This window comes from Microbacterium enclense, from assembly GCF_004022425.1.
Lineage (GTDB): Bacteria > Actinomycetota > Actinomycetes > Actinomycetales > Microbacteriaceae > Microbacterium > Microbacterium enclense_A.
In genome coordinates this window covers 1-18,458 of sequence record NZ_RBZY01000059.1, presented here as the reverse complement: position 1 = coordinate 18,458, position 18,458 = coordinate 1, and the positions used below count along the sequence as shown (strand labels likewise).

The window sequence follows — 18,458 nt, the reverse complement described above, 5'->3', positions numbered from 1 at the left end:
CGGCCGTCCCGGGGCCGCCCCCGGAGGGGTCAGGCCGGGACGGCCACGCTTCCCAGGTCGGCCGAGGCGAACGCCGCCGCGATCTCGGCGTCGGCGCCCGCGGGCAGCGGAAGCAGGGGCTCGCGCACGGTGGCGTGATCCAGGATGCCACGGTTCACCAGGCCCCACTTCAGGGCGACGGTGCCCTCCATGTGCGAACCGCGGTGGTACACGGCCTTGGTGACCGGCAGCAGGCGCTCGTGAATCGCGTGCGCGGCGGCGTAGTCGCGCGCCGTGCCCGCGGCGATGAGGTCGACGAGCAGCTCGGGGGCGATGTTGCCGTAGCCGACGAGGAGTCCGTCGACGTCGAACATCGTCGGGAGCAGGTACTCGTCGTGGCACGACAGCACCTGCAGCTCGGGGTACGCGGCGCGAAGCGCCGGAATCTCGGTGTACCAGCGGCGCATGTTCCGAACACCGTTCTTGGTGTGGTTCACACCCTCCTGGCCGGCGATCTCGAGCTGGGTGTCGAGGTCGTACGAGGCCTTGGTGTTGTCGGGGTACTGGAACAGGATCTCCTCCAGTCCCGACTCCTCCCAGATCGCGCGGTACCGGGTCTGCGGGGCTCCGGGCTGGAAGCCGAAGCGCAGCCAGCCGTGCGACGGGTAGACCAGAGCGCCCTTTGCGCCGGCGGCCGCGGCGTCCTTCGCCTCGAGAGCGGCGGTGAGGTTCCCCTCCTTGGTGATGCCGGCGATGATCGGCAGCCGGTCGTCGACGGAGTCGCGGAAGGCGCGGATGACGTCGAGCTGCTCCCTCTCCGTGAGGAAGGTGCCCTCTCCGGCGTGGCCGAGCACCACCAGGCTCTTAACGCCGTCGATCGAGCCGAGCCACGAGCCCAGGCGCTGGATCGCGGCGTAGTCGACGTCGCCGTTGGGGGTGAACGGGGTAATGGGGGCGGGGTTCAGGCCGCGGAGGTCGAGGACCATCGTCGTCTCCTTCGTCTCTTCGTCGAGCGTTCTCCGGATGAGAACGTTTGCAGGAACGTTTGCAAGTGTGCCCGCGTGCCGTTTGGATGTCAAGAACTTCTTCGAATCGTTCCCGCGAAGGTTTGCATCGGACGGTATCGTGACCCGGAGGAGGGCGCATGGCAGACATCGAGTCCGCGGAACGGCACGTGGTCACGCTCAAGGACGTGGCCGTGGCATCCGGGGTCAGTATCTCCACCGTCAGTCGTGTGCTCGATGACCGGACGCCGCGGTCCCGTTCGGCGACGGCCGAACGCGTGCGCGCGATCGCCGACGACCTCGGATACCGGCGCAACGTCTCAGCATCGAGCCTGCGCCGCGGGGCGACCGCGACGATCGGTGTGCTCGTCCCGCGCCTCACGGATGCCGTGATGGCGCTGATGTTCGAAGCGATCGAACGCGCCGCCCATCGGCGGGGTTATTTCGCGGTCGTCGCGACCTGCGGGGACGACGTCGACGAGGAACGCCGTGCCACCGAGACCCTCCTCGACCGCGGGGTCGACGGGGTGGTGCTCGCGACCGCCCGTCTCGACGATGCCCTCCCCGCGTCGCTGCGCGCACGCGGCATCCCGCACGTGCTCGCGCTGCGCACGGACGGGATCAGCCCGTCCTCGCTCGGTGACGACGAGACCGGCGGGTATCTCGCGGTGCGGCACCTGCTCGATCTCGGACACCGCGACATCGGCGTGATCACCGGCCCGTGGTTCACCTCCAGCGGCCGGGACCGCCGCGCGGGGGCCGAGCGCGCCCTGCGCGAGGCGGGCGTCGATCTACCCGAGGGGCGCGTGCTCTCCGCCGGCTACGGTCTCGACCACGGGATCGACGCCGCCCGGGAACTGCTCTCCGGCGCTGATCGTCCCACCGCGGTCTTCGCGGCGAACGACAATCTCGCGCTCGGCGTCTCGACGGTGGCGCAGGCGCTGGGGATGGATGCCGGCGGCGAGCTGTCCATCGTCGGCTACAACGACATCCCGCTGGTGTCGCGGCTGCCCGTGCCGCTCACCTCGGTGCACACGCACTTCGACCGGATCGCCGAGATCGCCCTGGACATGCTCCTGGACGCCGACGGGTCGGCACGCATCGAACGGACGATGCCGACGCTCATCCCGCGTGCCTCGACGGCGCCGCCGCGCTCCCGCTGAGCTGTCAGCTCGGTTCCGTCGTGCGGATCAGTCCGCAGGTCACGCAGGACCACGCGACGAGGAACCGCTCGTCATCGAGGACCTCGAACCGCAGCGGATCCCCGCATGTGGGGCAGTGCGGGAGCCCCTCGGGAGAACTCCGCATCCGCTCGCGCTCGTTACCGGTAGTTCGTGAACTGCAGGTCGACGTCGAGGTCGGCGGCCTTGAGCAGGCGCTGGACCTCCTGCAGGTCGTCGCGCGACTTGGACTGGACGCGGAGCTCGTCGCCCTGGATCTGCGATTTCACGCCCTTGGGGCCTTCATCGCGGATGATCTTGCCGATCTTCTTGGCATCCTCTTGCGAGATGCCCTCCTTGAGCGTGGAGGTGATGCGGTACTCCTTGCCGCCGGCGACCGGGTCGCCCGTCTCGAGGCTCTTGAGCGAGATCCCCCGCTTGATGAGCTTCGTCTGGAAGACGTCGAGCACGGCGTTCGCGCGCTCCTCGGAGTTCGCCTTGATGAGGATCGCCTCGCCGCTCCACTCGATGGAGGCGTCGGTGCCCTTGAAGTCGTAGCGCTGCTCGACCTCTTTGCGCGCCTGGTTCAGGGCGTTGTCGGCTTCCTGACGGTCGATCTTGGAGACGATGTCGAATGAGCTGTCGGCCATTCGGCGATTCTACCGAGCCATCGCCCCCGTGGCCCGGCGCGCCCTGCTCGCTCGTAGACTCGGATGCCATGCGAGCACTCACCGAGGACGAGGTCCGCGCCGCCTTCGTCAATGCAGGGCCGGACGAGATGCGGGTGCTGTCTCTGCCGCACGACTTCCTGCTGACCGACTGGGACCACCTCGACTTCTTCGCGTGGCGGGATCCGCGGACCCGCGGCCGCGGGTACCTCGTGACCGAGCGGGACGGCGAACCCACGGGCGTGGTGCTGCGAGCGGCCGACGGGCAGTCGCGCGCGCGATCGGCGATGTGCAATCTGTGTCACACGATGCAGCCGGGCGACCAGGTCGCGCTCTTCACGGCACGCAAAGCCGGGGACGCGGGCGAGCACGGCGATACGGTCGGAACGTACATGTGCGCCGACCTGTCGTGCCACGAGAACGTGCGCCTGGCGATGCCGCTGGCGCCGAGCGAGATCCGCGGGAGTGTGGACATGAAGATCGACGGCACGAAGCGCCGTACCGAAGCGTTCGTCGAACGGGTGCTGGAGACCGCGGGGGTCGAGCGGTGAGCGGCCGGGTCGTCGTCATCGGCGATGCCCTGATCGACGAATTGCGCGACGACACGGGTGTGCGAGAGTTCGTGGGCGGAGCGGCCCTGAACGTCGCCGTGGGGCTCTCGCGTCTGGGCGTTCCGGCGTCGCTCATCGCGATGGTGGGCGAGGACGCCGCGGGGGAGCAGATCCGCGCCTACCTCGCCGAGTACGACGTCGACCTGCTGCAGAGTCCGTCGGAGCACGGTTCTTCGCGCGCGGTGAGCACCCGCTCGGCCGGCGGCGAGCCCGAGTACGTCTTCAATGAGGCCGCGCAGAACCGTCGCGTCCACTACGGCGACGCCGAGCGGGCGGCGTTGGCCGACGCGGCCATGGTCGTGGTGAGCTGCTTCCCCTTCGACGACGCCGCGCAGACCGACGCGCTCCTGGATGCCGTGGGCTCGGCATCCCTCGCCATCGACCCGAACCCGCGCGCCGGGATGCTGCACGACCGCGAGAAATTCGTCCGCGGTTTCGAGAAGGCCGCCGCGCACGCCCGGCTGGTGAAGGTGGGCGAGGACGACGCGCAGCTGCTCTACGGCGCTCCGCTGGACGAGCTGCGCGAGAAGCTCACGGGCCTCGGCGTGGATGCCGTGCTCGCCACGTACGGTGCCGGGGGAGCGGCGATCGACGCGGGCGGGCTCACCGTCGCACGCCCGATCGCGGACCTGTCGGGGCGCATCGTCGACACCATGGGCGGGGGCGATGCGGTGCTCTCGACGACGGTCGCTCTGGTGCGCTCGGGCCTCCCCGAGGACGAGGCATCCTGGGGCTTCGTGCTGGACCGCGCGATGGAAGTGGCGGCCGCGACGTGCCGCAGCGAGGGCGCGCTCCTGCGCATCCCCGAATGATCCCGGCCCGACCCCGGCCCGTGTTGGAAGCACGCGCCCGGGGAGGGTAAGGTAGGTGATCGCGCCTCCGGTCGACTGCGAAAGCCGGGCGGGTGCGCACCTGGCGAGTTACCCAAGCGGCCAAAGGGATCTGACTGTAAATCAGACTGCATTGCATTCGGGGGTTCGAATCCCTCACTCGCCACCGACACCAGCGAAAGCCCCGGGAGACCGGGGCTTTTCGCGTTTCTGCCCGGATTCCTGACGGCCGACGATCCGCCCGGCCTCCATCCGCACGACGACATCCGCTTCGGCGATGAGTCGGTCGTCGTGGCTCACGCACACGACGGTCGCTCCGCGGGTGGTCTCGGCGGTGATCGCGTGGCGGATGAGCGCGGCGCTCGTGGCATCCAGAGCCGTCGTCGGTTCGTCGAGCACCAGGAGGTCGGCGCCGCGGGCGAGGCCCTGCGCCAGCAGCGCGCGCTGGCGCTGCCCGCCCGAGAGGGCCGCGAACGGCCGGCGCTGAAGCGCGGTCATGTCGACGCGACGGAGGGCGTCGTCGATGGCCGCCGCACCGTCGCGGCCGAGGCGGCGGACCATGCCGACGCGTGCCCAGGCGCCCACCGACACGACGTCGCGCACCGTGAGCGGAAGGCGCTCGGCGACGGCGGTGCGCTGCGGCACGAACGCCCGCGCTCGCGCGTCGACGCGAACGTTCCCGGCGGTGGGCGTGCGGGCTCCCGCGAGCACTTCGACGAGCGTGGACTTGCCGGAGCCGTTCGCCCCCACGATGACGGTGAGGCGGTGCCGCGCAATGTCCAGATCGACGTCGGCGACGGCGCGTGTCTCGCCCAGATCGACGCGGATGCCGCGGAGTTCGGCGCGGGGCGCAGGGTGGGGCGTGGGGGGCATGGCATCCATCCTACGAGTTTGATAACCATTCTCATTAACGCTACGGTCGTGCCTCGTGTCCTGGCTCACCGATCCGTTCTCGCTCGAGTTCGTCCAGCGCGCCCTTCTCGGCGGCGTGCTCGTGGCCGTGCTCTGCGCCGTTGCCGGTACGTGGGTGATCGTCCGCGGCATGGCGTTCCTCGGTGAGGCGCTCGCCCACGGCATGCTCCCCGGCGTGGCACTGGCCACCGTGCTCGGGTTCCCGGTTCTGCTGGGGGCCGCCGCGAGCGCCGTGGTGATGAGCCTCGGCATCGGCGTGCTGCAGCGCCGCGCTCGGCTGTCGTACGACACGAGCATCGGTCTGCTGTTCGTGGGCATGCTCGCGCTCGGCGTGATCGTGATCTCGCACGCCGGGAGCTTCGCCACGGATGCCACGGCCATCCTGTTCGGCGACATCCTGGCGATCGGCACCGACGACCTCCTCGTGCTCGGTATCGCGGTGGCGGCGGGGATCGCGGCGGCCGCTCTGGCGCACCGCTCGCTGGTGGCGCTGGCCGTCGACGAGCGTGTTTCCCGGGTGCTCCACTTGCGGCCGCGGCTCGCGCAGACCGTCCTCGTCGGACTCGTCACACTCGCGGTCGTCGCCTCGTACCAGGCGGTGGGTTCGCTCCTGGTCGTGGGCCTGCTGGTGGCCCCGGCTGTCGCCGCTCGCCAGTGGACCGAGCGCATCCCGACGACGATGGCGCTCGCCGCCGTCATCGGCGCACTGGCCGTCGCCGTCGGTCTGCTCGTCTCGTGGCATGCCGCCACGGCAGCCGGCGCCACGATCGCCGCCACCGCCATCCTCGCCGCCGGGGTGTTGTGGGGCCTGCGCGCCGTCCTCGACGCCGCCCCACGGCGGCGTCCCGTCCTCGACCCCCTCCCCTCCTGACGCAGAAAGACTTCATGCTCCACCGCTCCTCCCCCCGACTGCTCTCCCTCTCCCTCGTCTCGTTGTTGGCCCTCGCCGGGTGCGCCGCGACCGATTCGACCGCCTCCCCGCCCGAGCCGAGCACCGATACCCACGGCGAGATCGCCGGTGCAGCCGAACTCGCGGAACCCGCCCTGGGCCTCACCTCCATCGACGCCGAGGGGCGCGTCTCGCACCTCGACCTGCTCGACGAGTCGACGGCCGACCTCGGCACCGCCCGGGCTCCGCGCGCGGTCCACAGCGACGGCCGCTACCTGTTCGCGGCCGACGAGACGGGCGTGTCGATCGTCGACAGCGGCGTGTGGACCTGGGACCACGTCGATCACTTCCACTACTACCGCGCCGAGGCGCGCGTGCTCGGGGACGTCGACGGCGGGGGAGTCGCGACCGTCGCAACGTCGAACTCATCGACAACCGGTGGCACGGGGGTGTTCTTCCCCGACAGCGGCGACGCGGTGCTGCTCGACACCGAGGCCCTGTCGAAGGGCCGCATCGAGGAGTCCTTCCGCCTGTCGCGCGAGCCCGGCGCGGGTCTCGTGGTTCCGGTGGGATCGTTCGCCGCGGTGGCCGCGGGCGACGTCGTGACGCTGCACACCGCGGACGGCGCCCCGACCGACGACTCCGCCCCCTGCATCGATCCGGTCGGCACGATCACCACCCGGGTGGGGGCGGTCATCGGATGCCAGGACGCCGCGCTGCTCGTCCACGTCGAGGACGAGCAGCCCGTCGTCGAGCGCATCCCGTACCCCGCGGGCGCGACGGCTCCCCGAGCCGTGGCCTTCGCCAACCGCGAGGGGCGACCGCGGGTGGCCGCGCTCGCGGGGGACACGGGCATCTGGGTGCTCGACACCCGGGCGCGCGCGTGGACCCTGCTCGCCGCCCCCGAGCCGATCGTGCAGGTCACGGCGGTCGATGATGCCGACGCGAACCTGCTCGCGCTGACGCCCGACGGACGCGTGCTCGTGCTCGACGGCGAGACGGGCGCTCTGCGCGCGGCATCCCTCCCGCTCGTCGCGGCGAGCCTCGCCGCGGGTGCGAACGCGACGCTCGTGGCCGATCACCAGCGCGCCTACCTCAACGGCCCCATCGAGGGGCGCCTTTGGGAGATCGACTTCGCCGACGGCGCGCGCATCGCCCGCGAGTTCGTGCCCGAGCGCACGCCGACGTTCTTCGCCGAGACGGGACGCTGAGATGAGACGGCTCCGTATCGCCGCGGCCCTGCTGCTCGCCGCCGGGGTGCTCGGCGGCTGCTCCGCCACCGCCGCCGACGAGCGTCCGCTCGTCGTGGTGTCGACGAACATCCTGGGCGACGTCGTGTCGAACCTCGTCGGTGACGACGTCGAGGTGGTGACGCTCATGCGTCCCGGCGCCGATCCCCACTCGTTCGAGATCTCCGCTGCCGAGGCCGCGCGCCTCCGGTCCGCCGATCTCGTCGTCTCGAACGGTCTCGGGCTCGAGGAGGGGCTGCAACAGAACCTGGATGCGGCCGCGGAGGCCGGCGTCGCGACCTTCGTCGCCGGGGATGCGGTCGAGGTCCTGCCCTACACCTCCACTGACGCCGGAGGCGCGGACGACCCCCACTTCTGGACCGACCCGGCCCAGACCATCGCCGTGGTCGACGCGCTCGTGCCGGTCCTCAAGGGGATGGGTGGCGTGGATGCCGCTACCGTGACCACGCGCGCGGCCGACTACCGCGAGGCGCTCGAGGCCCTGGACGCCGACATGACCGCCGCCTTCGCGGCCATCCCCGCCGCGCAGCGCGCCCTCGTGACCAACCATCACGTGTTCGGCTACCTCGCCGACCGCTTCGGGTTCCGTGTCGTCGGAGCCGTCATTCCCGGCGGGACGACGCTGGCCGCCCCCAGCGCGAGCGACCTGGCGAACCTCGTGTCGGCGATCGAGGAGGCCGGCGTCCGCACGATCTTCGCCGAGTCGTCGCAACCCGACCGCCTCGTCCGGGCTCTCGCCGAGGAAGCCGACATCGACGTCACCGTCACCGAGCTCTACACCGAGTCGCTCACGGACGCCGCCGGCGGAGCCCCCGACTACCTGACCATGATGCGCGTCAACATGCAGCGCATCGCCACCGGCCTGTCGCCCTGAGCGTCCGGCCACCCACCCCACAGAAAGAGAAATCACATGCGCACGCTTCCCCTGCGCCGCGCGGGCGTCCTCGCGCTCGCGGTCGGCGCGACCGTGGGCCTGGCCGCCTGCTCCGGCACCGGTTCCACGGCCCCGGCACCGGGCTCGTCCTCGTCCTCCTCTACCGCGGATGAGACCGGCACCCGCGTCGCCCTGTCGTACCCGGGCGGCATCGTCGTGCTCGACGGCCAGACCCTCGAGGTCGTCGGCGACGTCGCTTCTGAGGAGTTCACGCGCCTGAACTCCGCGGGCGACGGCCGCCACATCATGGTCACCACGAGCGCCGGATTCCAGGTGCTGGATGCCGGTACGGCCGGGGACGACCCCGTCCTGACCGACCTGGTGTTCGAGGCCGACACAGCCGGCCATGTCGTCGTCCACGGCGGCAAGACCGTGCTGTATGCCGATGGCACGAGCGACACCACCGTGTTCGACAGCGATGCACTGCTGGCATCCACGGATGACCTGCCCGAGACCGAGACGATCCCGGGTGTCGAGGCGCACCACGGCGTCTCGATCGTGCTCGAGGACGGCACGTTCCTCACCACGGTCGGCAACGCCGACGGCCGCACCGGCGTCGTCGCGAAGGACACATCGGGTCAGATCCTCGCGGAGAACGCCGAGTGCCCCGGCGTCCACGGCGAGGGCACCGCGAAGGACGAGGTCGTCGTCTTCGGCTGCGAGGACGGCGCGCTCGTCTACGACGCCGGAACCTTCACCAAGCTGACGGCCCCTGACCAGCCCTACGGCCGTATGGGCAATGCCTACGTCAGCGAGACCAGCCCGCTGATCATCGGCGACTACAAGGACGATCGGGATGCCGAGGGCTACCTGCTCCACCGCGTTGCGCTGATCGACACCGCAGCCAAGACGCAGACCGTGGTCGACCTGCCCGAGGGCGTCGAGTACACCTTCCGCGACATCGCGCGGGGCCCGAGCGAACTCGGCTACATCCTCGCGACGGACGGTTCGATCCACGTCATCGACCCCGCGACGGGCTCGCTCACCGACGCCTTCCCGGTCATCGACCCGTGGGAGGGCCCGGCTGACTGGCAGGACGCGCATCCCGCGATCAAGGTCAGCGGCGACATCGCCTACGTGACCGAGCCGGTGAAGAAGGCCGTGCACGCGGTGGATCTGACCACCGGTGAGGTGCTGACGAGCGCGACCCTGGAGGTCACGCCCAACGAGATGGCGCTCACGCGCTGATCTATGACGAGAGGGCGTCGGTGCGACCGGCGCCCTCTCGGCCGTTCAGCGGGCGGTGAGCAGGTCGCGCGACTTGGTCTCGAGGTACGACACGAGCGCCCCGAGCACCGTGAGTTCGTTGGCGAGATTCACGATGGCGACGGCGGTGAGCTCGATCGTGGTGTCGCGCGCCTCCATCGTCGCCTTCCACCGACCGTCGCTGTCGGCGATCGGCTGCAGGTAGGTGACGGTGGCCGCTTCGCTGAGGTCGACGACGATCAGTCCGCGGTTCAGGTCCGTGTCGTCCTGCTGCTCGAGCACGCGAATATCGCTACCGGTCAAGTACCCCAGGTTGCGGAACTCGTCGAGCCACTGCTCCAACAGGTGCATGTCGAGCAGATCACGTACAGGCACAGCACACTCCGTCTCGGGCGCGCAGGATGCGCTCGAGCCATTATCCCGGCTCCCGGCGGGGAGGGGGCTGAGTGCCCCTTAGTGAGTGCAAACCGGCGGAGTGCTACAGCCCGCGGGTCACGCGGCGCGCACGGCCCGCACGGGTCGACGGGCGGCGATCTGCGGGGCTGTCGTGCGCGCGACCCCGTTCTCGTCGTCCTCCCACGTGCGGAGGTCGACGACGAGTCCGGACGAGGCATTGGCCTGGTCGGCGAGCGTGCGGAGGTACTCGCCCACGAGCTTCTCGGGTTCGACGGAATCGAAGGCGAAGCGCAGCGGGATGGAGGGGTGCATCCAGATCGCGGATCGCCCGGCCGTTTCGGGGTCGCCCGTCCACGTGAGCGTGAACGATTCGTTGCGACGGAGTTTGGTGGCGGTGATGACCTTGACGTAGGCCAGGAGGCGATCGGGGAAGGTCACCGGAGAGACGTCGGTGCCGTAGAAGAGCTTGGCCATGCGGCGACCGTAGCACTATTTAATTCACTTAAATAGCTCGACGAAATATTCACGGGTTTAATCACAGCTGAGTATGGTTGACCCATGTCCCCGCGCCCCGCACTCTCCACGGCGCTCGACGCCTTCATCGAGGCGCGACGCTCCGCCGAGGCAGCGACGCGCGTCGAGCTGGGGCTCGGCGAGACCGAGGTGCGCGCCCTGTTGCGCATCCGCGAGCACCCTGGTATCCGTCCCTCCGTGTTGCGCGACCACCTCGGGGTGACGTCCGCGGGGGTCACGACGCTCGTGGACCGTCTCGTGGAGCGCGGACTTCTGCGTCGCGAACTCGACACCGAGGACCGACGCGTCAACCACATCCACCTCGAGGTCGACCTTGACGCCCTGCCGTGGTCGCAGCTCGACCGTTTCGCCCGCGACCTCGACGACGCGGTCGATGCCGAGCCGGCGGCCACCACCGATGCGTTCGCCGAGGCGCTCCAGCGGATCACTCGATCGGTGCTGATTCCCCGCTGATCCCCGGGGCGCGCGCGATCGCCGCCTCGAGCGCTGCTCGGACCGCCCGGATGCCGGGACGCCCTGTCGTGCCGCGACGCGCGGCGGTGAAGATCTCTCGGCGCGGGTGATCGCGGAGCTCGATGAAGCGCGTAGCGGGCTCGTCGCCGCCGAACACGAGGGCGGGGATCATGCCCACGGCGTGACCGGATGCCACGAGCCGCACCTGTGCGGTGAGATCGGCGAGCGAGAACCGGACGTCCGGCTCGAACCCGGCGGCGCGGCACTGCTGCGTCGCCCAGAGCCGGGCGGCGGTGCCCTCCGGTTCCATCACCCACGTCCGATCACGGAGGTCCGCGAGCGTTGCGGCCGGGTCGCCGTGCGCGACCGCGAGCCGGATGGCATCCCGCCCCAGCGTCCGGCGCTCCAGCAGGGCGCGCTGCTCGCGCGTGTGGCCGGGGTACTGCTCGGCCACAGCGAGGTCGAATCCCCGGGCGGCGACCTCGAAGAGACCCTCCTCGGGGGCGAGCTCGGCGATCTCGACCCGCAGCCGGGGCTCGGTCTCGGCCAGGACGTCCAGCGCGCCAGGAACGAGCCCGTGCGCGGCGGACTGCATCACCGCCAGGCGGACCGGGGCGAGAGAGGGCTGCAACGCCTCGAGCTCGGCCCGTGCGGCCTCGTCGGCGGCGAGCATGCGGGCAGCGTGGGCGGCGAGCGCCTCGCCCTGAGCCGTGAGTCGGACGCGCCGGCCCTCGGGTTCGAGCAGCGGCACGCCGGCCTCGCCTTCGAGTCGAGCGAGTTGCTGCGAGATCGTCGACGGGCTGAACGACAGAGCTTCGGCGACGGCGGCGAGCGTGCCGCGCACCGACAGCTCGTGCAGCAGCCGAAGGCGGTGGAGATCGAACATCGGCGTCCCTTCGTTCTTCCCGAACAATACCCTTCGTAAATCATCGCTTTTCTCGAATCGTCGTGCGTCGCACACTGAGGGCATCCGAGGAAGGATCCCCATGTCGCTCACCGATATCGCTCCCGCCGAGGTCGTGCCCGCCGATCTGGCGGACGACGCCATCGCCCTCGTCCGTCGCTGGTTGGACGAGAGCCGGTCCGAACCCGTGGACGCCGCTGCGACGCGGCTCGCGGGTGTGCTGCGCGATCCGAACGGGCTGGCGTTCACCGTGGGATTCGTCGACGGCGTCGTGCGGCCCGAGGACCTCGGGGTCGCCGCCGCGAACCTGGCCGGTCTCGCCCCGCTCGTCCCCGCCTTCCTCCCGATGCATTTGAAAGCCGCGATCCGCCTGGGCGCACTGACCGCCCCGATCCTGCCGCGACTCGTCGTGCCCGCCGCCCGGACGGCGCTGCGCGCGATGGTGCGCCACCTCATCGTGGACGCGAGCGACCGCCGGCTCGGCGCCGCCATCGCCGCGATCCGCGGGCGCGGGGAGGGGGTCCGCCTGAACGTCAACCTTCTCGGCGAGGCGATCCTCGGGAAGAAGGAGGCTGCACGCCGACTCGAGGGCACCCGGCGACTGCTGGCTCGCGACGACGTCGACTACGTCTCGATCAAGGTCTCCTCGACGGTCGCCCCCCACACGCCATGGGCGTTCGACGCGGCGGTCTCCGACGCCGTGACGGCCCTGCGGCCGCTGTACCGTGTGGCGAAGGAGACCGGAACGTTCCTCAATCTCGACATGGAGGAGTTCAAGGACCTCGATCTGACGCTCGCCGTGTTCGAGACGCTCCTGGGCGAGTCGGAGTTCCACGGTGTCGAGGCCGGCATCGTCCTGCAGGCGTACCTCCCCGACGCGCTCGCCGCGATGATCCGCCTCCAGGAATGGACGGCCCGGCGGGTGGCATCCGGGGGTGCTCCGATAAAGGTGCGCGTCGTCAAGGGCGCGAACCTGCCGATGGAGCGGGTGGATGCCGATGTGCACGACTGGCCGCTCGCGACGTGGCCCTCGAAGCAGGCGACGGACGCCTCGTACAAGGCGGTGCTCGACTACGCCCTTCGCCCGAAGCACACGGCGCACGTGCGGATCGGGGTCGCGGGACACAACCTCTTCGATGTCGCTCTGGCGTGGTTGCTCGCGGAGCGCCGAGGGGTCACCGGCGGCATCGACGTCGAGATGCTCCTCGGGATGGCGACGGCGCAGCAGGCGGTCGTCCGGCGCACGGTCGGGTCGATCCTGCTGTACACGCCGGTCGTGCACCCGCGGGAGTTCGACGTGGCGATCGCGTACCTCATCCGCCGTCTCGAAGAAGGGGCGTCGAGCGAGAACTTCATGTCGGCCGTGTTCGACCTCGGAACGTACGAGGCGCTGTTCGCGCGCGAGCGCGACCGGTTCCTCGCCTCGCTCGCCGACATGCCCGTGGGAGTTCCGGTCTCGCACCGGGTTCAGGACCGCGCGGTCGCGGCTCCGCCGGCTCCGCGCGAGGGCTTCCGCAACACCCCCGACTCCGATCCCGCGATCGCCGCGAACCGCGCGTGGGCGGCGGGAATCGTGGGGCGGATGCCGTCGTCGCGCCTCGGCATCGACACCATCGACGCGCACACGGTGACCGAGGAATCCGTGCTCGATGAGCGCCTCCGGCAGGCCGCCGATGCTGCAGCCGCGTGGCGAGACCTCGGCGCGGCAGCGCGCGCCGAGGTCCTGCACCGCGCGGGGGACGCACTCGAGGCTCGCCGCGCGGAGCTCATCGAGGTCATGGGCGCCGAGTGCGGCAAGGTCGTCGAGCAGAGCGACCCCGAGGTGTCGGAGGCCGTCGACTTCGCGCACTACTACGCCGAGCAGGCCCGGCACCTCGACCGTGTCGACGGTGCGCGGTTCGCCCCCGTCGGGCTCACGGTCGTGACGCCGCCGTGGAACTTCCCCGTCGCCATCCCGGCGGGGTCGACGCTGGCGGCGCTCGCCGCGGGGTCCGCCGTCGTCATCAAGCCGGCCGCTCTCGCGGAACGCTCCGGCGCGGTGATGGTGGAGGCGCTGTGGGAAGCCGGTGTTCCGCGCGACGTCCTGACGCTCGTGCAGGTGTCCGAGAGCGACCTCGGTCGCCAGCTGCTCACGCACCCGGCCGTCGAGCGCGTCGTGCTCACGGGCGCGTACGAGACCGCCGAGCTGTTCCGCTCGTTCCGTTCCGACCTTCCGCTCCTGGCCGAGACGAGCGGGAAGAACGCCGTCATCGTGACCCCGAGCGCCGACCTCGACCTCGCGGCGAAAGACGTCGCGCTGTCGGCATTCGGTCACGCGGGGCAGAAGTGCTCGGCGGCCTCGATCGTCGTGCTCGTCGGTTCGGTCGCGAGGTCGCGCCGCTTCCGCGACCAACTCGTCGACGCTGTCACCTCGCTGGAGGTCGGGATGCCGTGGGACGAGGCCGCGCGCGTCGGTCCGCTCATCGAGCCCGCGCGGGGCAAGCTGCTGCGGGCTCTGACGACCCTGGAGCCCGGGCAGCGCTGGCTCGTCGAGCCGCGCCGCCTCGACGAGGACGGCCGGCTGTGGCGACCCGGCATTCGCGAGGGTGTGCACCCGGGGAGCGAGTTCCACCGCACCGAGTACTTCGGCCCCGTGCTCGGGGTCATGACGGCCGAGACCCTCGACGAGGCGATCGACATCGTCAACGCGATCGAGTACGGCCTGACCTCCGGGCTCCACGCGCTCGACGAGACCGAGATCCAGCGGTGGCTGTCGCGCATCGAGGCGGGGAACGTTTACGTCAACCGCGGCACGACCGGCGCCATCGTGCAGCGGCAACCGTTCGGCGGATGGAAGAAGTCCGCGGTGGGCGCCGGCACCAAGGCCGGTGGCCCGCACTACCTCTTCGGGTTCGGTACGTGGGCGGATGCCGAGCCCTCCGCGCGGCGTGTCTCGGACGCGCTCGTCGGGCCCGCGTCGGCCGCGGTTCCCGCCGAGGACCGCGAGTGGCTGGCATCCGCCCTCGCCTCCGACGCCGCCGTGTGGACGCAGCAGTTCTCCCGGCCGGTGGACGTCACGGGACTGGAGGCGGAGCAGAACGTGCTGCGCTACGCCCCGGTCCCGGTGACCGTGCGGCTCGAAGACGCCTCCGATACGGCCCTGGTGCGCGTGGTCGCCGCGGGCGTGCGCGCCGGTTCGGCCGTGACGGTGAGTGCCGGACGGGAGCTGCCCGCGGCTGTGCGCGCGTGGCTCGACGGCGTCTGGGTGGCCTCCGAGGTCGAGGATGCGACCGCGTGGGCTCGGCGGGTGGCGCGACTCGCGCGGACCGGCGGTCGCGTGCGGCTGCTCGGAGGTTCCGCCGAGCGGTTCGCCGACGACACCGCCGGGTCGCCGGCCGTAGCACTGTACGCCGGGGCGCCGACCCGTGCGGGTGAGGTGGAGCTGCTGCCGTTCCTGCGCGAGCAGGCGGTGTCGATCACCGCGCACCGTTTCGGCACGCCCCGTCGTTACACGGTGCCGCCGCTGGCGACGAGCTGACTCCGGCGGACCGAGGCGGGAACCGGCGTTCCCCCCACCGTCTGCGGCGACGTCACCGGCTCGCCGGCGACCACGCGCAGGGGGAGTTCGCCGGCCCAGACCGTGCGGTCTTCGCCGTCGCCGTCCTCCTCGACGGCGGAGGCGGCGTTGTCCTTGACGCTGGCCTCGGCCAGCGGCAGGCGAAGGACGAGCGTCGCCGCGAGTTCGCGTCCCGTCATGGGGCGGACCTCGGCCGCCCGGCCGGGCATGAGGTGCTCCGATAACGCCAGCAGCGCCCGCTCCTTGTCTTCGGCAGGGACCACGGATGCCACCCCGTGCACGACCGCGCAGCGGTACCGCATCGAACTGTCGAACAGCGAGCGGGCGTACTTCAGGCCGAGGAGTTGCGTCACGGTGAGGCACACCGGCGCCCCCGCGGCGATCCGTCGGAAGAAGTCGCTGCCCGTGGACCCGTGGACCAGAACATCGTCCCCGTCTCGGCCGATGCCGACGGGGAGGGCCACGGGGCGGCCGTCGCGCACGATCGCGAGGGTGGCGGCGAGGGCGCCGTCCACGACCTCGTACAGGGCCGCGCGGTCGGTGACCTGGTAGTGGGGGAGTCGGCGGACGCGCGTGAGAGGTGTGAGAGGCAGGTCGGTCATGCCTCGATTCCAGCCGTCGAGGCGGTCCGCTTCCTAGACCGATTCTCGCTTCTTCGCCTGGACCAGTGGCAGGCTGGGGCGGTGATCTCGTCCGGCATCCTGGATCGTTCCTCGCCCGTCCCGTTGCACGTCCAGCTCACGCACGGACTGCGGAGCGCGATCGTGGCGGGCAGGGTGGCGGCGGGAGAGGCGCTGCCGTCGACACGCTCCCTCGCCGACGATCTCGGCGTCGCGCGGGGCACGGTCGTCGCCGCGTACGAGACGCTCGTGGGCGAGGGATATCTGACAGCGCGGCCGGGCGGGCGAACGACGATCGCGGCCCTTCCGCTGGGCCCGGCCGTCACCGCAGACGCGGTGACCCCGCTGCGCCCGCCCGGTGAGGCGGCGATCGATCTGCGTCCCGGGCGGCCCGGCACGCGGGGCCTCGCCGATGCCGCGTGGCGCTCGGCCTGGCGGCGAGCGAGCGCCCTCGACCCCGACGCCGACGTGCGCGACGACACGGGGCACCCCGCGTTGCGAGAAGAGATCGCGCGCCACCTCGGACGCACCCGCGGACTCGCGGTCGATCCGAGTGACGTGATCGTCACCGCGGGGACGAGCGACGCCCTCCTGCTGGCGGCGTTGGCCCTCCCGGCGCGGCGGCCGGGCCGTTTCGGCGTCGAGAACCCGGGGTATCCGCGTGTGCGCACGATCCTCTCCCGCGTCGGGGTCGAGGCGGTGCCTCTCCCGGTGACCCTGGACGGGGGCCTCGATGTGGATGCCGTCGAGCGACATCGCGACCTGGATGCCATCGTCGTCACCCCCCACCACCATTACCCGCTGGGCAGCCGGATGGATGCCACGGCCCGAGCGCGCCTCATCTCGTGGGCGCGCGAAACCGGGGCGGTGGTGATCGAGGACGACTACGACAGCGAGTTCCCGCACGGGCGTGCACCCCTGCCGCCGTTGCGCCTCCTCGACTCGCAGGGAGTTGCTCTCATCGGGACGGTGTCGAAGCTGCTGAGCCCAGCGGTGCGCTGCGGCTGGATCATTGCGTCGGGAGCCGTGCGCGAGCGTCTGGGTGACGCCCGCGCCGACCTGGACCTGCCCGTCTCGGCAGTTCTGCAGCACGCGCTCGCGTTGTATCTGGGGGAGGGATCGCTCGCTCGGCACACCGCGCGTCGACGTCGGGACTACCGCCACCGTCGGCGACTCGTGCTCGAGGCATTGGAACGGGTCGACGGCGTAGAGGTGGCGGCGATGAACGGGGGACTGCATGCGGTCGTCCTTCTCGGAGGCGGAGGCAGTTGTGAAGGTGGCGGCGGTTGCGAAGGTGGCGGCGGGTGCGGGCAGAGGGATCGGGCGGTCGTGCGGAAAGGTACGCACTCGGTCGAGCAGGAGGGGGCGGTCGTCGCGGCGATCGCGGAACGGGGCGTGCTCGTGTCGGGCCTGTCGGAGTACGTCGTTCCCGGTGCCCCGATCGACATCCCCGCCGGCATCGTGCTCGGGTACGCGGAACCGACGACGCCGCAAATGGTCCAAGCCCTCGCCGTCGTTGCAGAAGTGTTGGCGGCCGGGCGTACCGCGGGAGGCTCTCCCTGACAGCCCGGTTCCTCTCACCCCCGGTCCCGTGCGGCAGCTTTCGTCGGTGGTTCCCGCGTGACCGGGGTGTCCCGTCGGTGGTTCCCGCGTGACCGACATGCTCCGTCGGTGGTCTCTGTGCGAATGCGTGCTCCAACTGTGATCCCTCCGTGACTGGCTCTCTGCGTCGGCCATACCCCGGTGGGCCCGGGCGGCTTCGTCGATCAGAACGGTGGGGGATCGGCATCCGGCACGAAGAGCACCCGCGGGGGGAGCTTCTCGTGGTGCTCCTGCCCGAGCGGGCTGTGGAACCGGAGCGATCCATCGGGCTCTTGAGTAACGGTCCACGCGGTCTCGGCCTTGAGCGTGTGATGCCGGACGCAGAGGTGACACAGATTGTCGAGGCGCGTCGGGCCGCCCTCGTGCGCCTCGTGATTGTGGTCGATCTGACACCGCGAGATGGGGGCGCGACACCCGGGAGCGCGGCAGTGCCGGTCGCGCGCGGCGAGGAATCGGCGTTGGGACATCGTCGGCGCGTAGCGGTCGACCTCGAGCACGGTGCCGGCGACCGGGTCGCAGAGGAGGCGATCCCACCCGGGTGCCTCTGCGGCGAGGTGTCGCGCGGTCGCGGGGTCGATGGGCGTGCGGCCGTCGATGCTGGCGCCCGTGTCGGAACGCCCGAGCAGCGTCAGAACCGGCACCGTCACTTGAACGTGCCCTCGGATCGCCCCGAGACCGCCCGGGTACGCGGACTCGATCGTCGGATCGATCGCGGGGGTCGCAGTGAGAAGAAGGTCGGCGCAGACGTCGGCGCTGATCTGTGCCAGCGTGCGGGCATCGCGCGTGATGCTCGGACTCTCGGCCGAGACAGCCGCTGATCCCGATGTGGCAACCGATTCGCTGAGCTCTTCGGTCGAGACGATCACGGATGAGGCTGCCGTCGCGGCATTTTCGGCGACCCCCGGCTCTGTCGCCCCGGCCCCCGGCTCCGCCGCCGCGTCCCCCGGCTC

Annotated in this window: 18 protein-coding genes and 1 tRNA gene; 11 read left to right on the top strand and 8 right to left on the bottom strand. The window is 71.1% G+C overall.

The features are described from left to right. Positions 1–29: 29 nt before the first annotated feature. On the bottom strand, positions 30–965 hold the full coding sequence (locus D8Y23_RS13825; protein ID WP_128218679.1) for a dihydrodipicolinate synthase family protein: 936 nt from the start codon (positions 963–965) through the stop codon (positions 30–32). Positions 966–1,123: 158 nt separating this feature from the next. Here D8Y23_RS13825 and D8Y23_RS13820 point away from each other — a divergent pair, with 158 nt between their 5' ends. Then, on the top strand, positions 1,124–2,146 hold the full coding sequence (locus D8Y23_RS13820) for a LacI family DNA-binding transcriptional regulator (protein ID WP_128218678.1): 1,023 nt from the start codon (positions 1,124–1,126) through the stop codon (positions 2,144–2,146). Positions 2,147–2,304: 158 nt separating this feature from the next. On the opposite strand, the gene D8Y23_RS13815 is transcribed toward D8Y23_RS13820, so the two are convergent. After that, positions 2,305–2,793, bottom strand: coding sequence for a YajQ family cyclic di-GMP-binding protein (locus D8Y23_RS13815; protein ID WP_128218677.1), 489 nt, complete (start codon positions 2,791–2,793; stop codon positions 2,305–2,307). Positions 2,794–2,861: 68 nt separating this feature from the next. On the opposite strand from D8Y23_RS13815, the gene D8Y23_RS13810 reads away from it, so the two are divergent. From D8Y23_RS13810 to D8Y23_RS13800, 3 genes are all read left to right on the top strand, one after another. After that, on the top strand, positions 2,862–3,362 hold the full coding sequence (locus D8Y23_RS13810; protein WP_128218676.1) for an FBP domain-containing protein: 501 nt from the start codon (positions 2,862–2,864) through the stop codon (positions 3,360–3,362). Further along, the gene (locus tag D8Y23_RS13805; protein WP_128218675.1) at positions 3,359–4,234 is read left to right on the top strand and encodes a PfkB family carbohydrate kinase; all 876 of its coding nucleotides are present in this window, start codon (positions 3,359–3,361) and stop codon (positions 4,232–4,234) included. Before D8Y23_RS13810 ends, D8Y23_RS13805 begins: the two co-directional genes overlap by 4 nt. A 102-nt stretch (positions 4,235–4,336) precedes the next feature. Next, positions 4,337–4,418: transfer RNA gene (locus tag D8Y23_RS13800), tRNA-Tyr, on the top strand. Here the strand turns inward: D8Y23_RS13800 and aztA are convergent. After that, entirely contained in the window at positions 4,409–5,125 is a 717-nt protein-coding gene (aztA, locus tag D8Y23_RS13795; RefSeq protein ID WP_128218674.1) for a zinc ABC transporter ATP-binding protein AztA, read from the bottom strand. The genes D8Y23_RS13800 and aztA overlap by 10 nt on opposite strands. A 55-nt stretch (positions 5,126–5,180) precedes the next feature. Between aztA and aztB the strand changes: the two genes are divergently transcribed. The 4 genes from aztB to aztD are packed head-to-tail and all read left to right on the top strand — an operon-like array spanning position 5,181 to position 9,425. Then, entirely contained in the window at positions 5,181–6,035 is an 855-nt protein-coding gene (gene aztB / locus D8Y23_RS13790) for a zinc ABC transporter permease AztB (RefSeq protein WP_128218673.1), read from the top strand. Positions 6,036–6,049: 14 nt separating this feature from the next. Further along, positions 6,050–7,264 (top strand): ABC transporter, encoded by a 1,215-nt coding sequence (locus tag D8Y23_RS13785; protein WP_128218672.1) that lies wholly within the window; start codon positions 6,050–6,052, stop codon positions 7,262–7,264. A 1-nt stretch (position 7,265) separates the two neighbouring features. After that, positions 7,266–8,177, top strand: coding sequence for a zinc ABC transporter substrate-binding protein AztC (aztC, locus tag D8Y23_RS13780; protein WP_128218671.1), 912 nt, complete (start codon positions 7,266–7,268; stop codon positions 8,175–8,177). A 36-nt stretch (positions 8,178–8,213) separates the two neighbouring features. Further along, complete coding sequence (aztD, locus tag D8Y23_RS13775; protein WP_128218670.1) at positions 8,214–9,425, top strand: zinc metallochaperone AztD; 1,212 nt, start codon at positions 8,214–8,216, stop codon at positions 9,423–9,425. A 45-nt stretch (positions 9,426–9,470) separates the two neighbouring features. Here the strand turns inward: aztD and D8Y23_RS13770 are convergent, their stop codons facing one another. Continuing rightward, positions 9,471–9,818: a hypothetical protein gene (locus D8Y23_RS13770; RefSeq protein WP_128218669.1), complete on the bottom strand. Its 348-nt coding sequence runs from the start codon at positions 9,816–9,818 to the stop codon at positions 9,471–9,473. A gap of 117 nt (positions 9,819–9,935) precedes the next feature. Beyond that, a complete protein-coding gene (locus D8Y23_RS13765; protein ID WP_205797171.1) occupies positions 9,936–10,313 on the bottom strand; it encodes a hypothetical protein in 378 nt (125 codons plus the stop codon). Positions 10,314–10,397: 84 nt separating this feature from the next. Between D8Y23_RS13765 and D8Y23_RS13760 the strand changes: the two genes are divergently transcribed. Then, the gene (locus tag D8Y23_RS13760) at positions 10,398–10,826 is read left to right on the top strand and encodes a MarR family transcriptional regulator (protein ID WP_128218668.1); all 429 of its coding nucleotides are present in this window, start codon (positions 10,398–10,400) and stop codon (positions 10,824–10,826) included. Here D8Y23_RS13760 and D8Y23_RS13755 read toward each other — a convergent pair. Next, positions 10,798–11,712, bottom strand: a complete 915-nt coding sequence (locus D8Y23_RS13755; RefSeq protein WP_128218667.1) for a LysR family transcriptional regulator — start codon at positions 11,710–11,712, stop codon at positions 10,798–10,800. The two genes, D8Y23_RS13760 and D8Y23_RS13755, sit on opposite strands and share 29 nt — an antisense overlap. Positions 11,713–11,812: 100 nt before the next feature. On the opposite strand from D8Y23_RS13755, the gene D8Y23_RS13750 reads away from it, so the two are divergent. Further along, the gene (locus D8Y23_RS13750) at positions 11,813–15,247 is read left to right on the top strand and encodes a proline dehydrogenase family protein (RefSeq protein WP_128218666.1); all 3,435 of its coding nucleotides are present in this window, start codon (positions 11,813–11,815) and stop codon (positions 15,245–15,247) included. Here D8Y23_RS13750 and D8Y23_RS13745 read toward each other — a convergent pair. Continuing rightward, positions 15,217–15,888 (bottom strand): pyridoxamine 5'-phosphate oxidase family protein, encoded by a 672-nt coding sequence (locus tag D8Y23_RS13745; protein WP_128218665.1) that lies wholly within the window; start codon positions 15,886–15,888, stop codon positions 15,217–15,219. The two genes, D8Y23_RS13750 and D8Y23_RS13745, sit on opposite strands and share 31 nt — an antisense overlap. 81 nt (positions 15,889–15,969) lie before the next feature. On the opposite strand from D8Y23_RS13745, the gene D8Y23_RS13740 reads away from it, so the two are divergent. Continuing rightward, entirely contained in the window at positions 15,970–17,469 is a 1,500-nt protein-coding gene (locus D8Y23_RS13740; RefSeq protein ID WP_164878247.1) for a PLP-dependent aminotransferase family protein, read from the top strand. A gap of 203 nt (positions 17,470–17,672) precedes the next feature. Here D8Y23_RS13740 and D8Y23_RS13735 read toward each other — a convergent pair. Beyond that, the coding region (locus D8Y23_RS13735; protein WP_205797168.1) for an HNH endonuclease at positions 17,673–18,458 on the bottom strand (786 nt) is incomplete at its 5' end.